The organism is Nocardia amamiensis NBRC 102102, from assembly GCF_001612745.1.
In the GTDB taxonomy this organism is placed as follows: domain Bacteria; phylum Actinomycetota; class Actinomycetes; order Mycobacteriales; family Mycobacteriaceae; genus Nocardia; species Nocardia amamiensis.
On the sequence record NZ_BDBA01000471.1, the window covers coordinates 1 to 650 of the forward strand.

At 68.5% G+C, this 650-nt stretch carries 1 protein-coding gene; it reads left to right on the forward strand.

Translation table 11 applies throughout. The features are described from left to right. Positions 1 to 650 (forward strand): condensation domain-containing protein (locus NA4_RS38475; protein WP_157129608.1); only part of this gene is annotated, 650 nt, incomplete at both ends.

Sequence of the window (650 nt, forward strand, 5' to 3'; positions counted from 1 at the left end):
GCTGCTCGCGACACGGGTGGTCGCCAGGCTGAACGAGGCGATGCAGTCGCAGGTCACCGTGCGTGATCTGTTCGAGGCGTCCACTGTTTCGGCATTGGCCGCCAGGACGATACGACGCACCGGGGGCACCCGTGTACCGCTCGTCCGGACGGCGCGTCCAGACCGCGTACCACTGTCGCTGGCACAACAGCGGATGTGGCTGCTCAACCGCATCGAGCCGGAATCCGCCGCCTACAACATGCCCTTCGCCCTCCGGCTGACCGGCGCCCTCGACGTGCCCGCGCTGCGCCTCGCGGTCGCCGACGTGCTGGAACGCCATGAGGTGCTGCGCACGCGCTTCCCGGCCGACCCCGACGGGCTGCCGTATCAGGAGATACTGCCGACCGACGCGGTACTGCCGGACGGACTCGCGATCGACGATGACACCACCGATGTCACGGCAATGGTGACCGGGCTGATGTCCGCGGGCTTCGATGTGACCACATCCGTACCTGTCCGGCTGCGGCTGTTCAGTTCCGGCGACGATCATCTGCTCGTCCTTGTGGTGCACCATATTTCCGCCGACGGGGCATCGCTGGCACCCCTGGCCCGCGACCTGATGACCGCCTACCTCGCCCGCACCGGCGGCGGGACACCGGACTGGTCGCCGC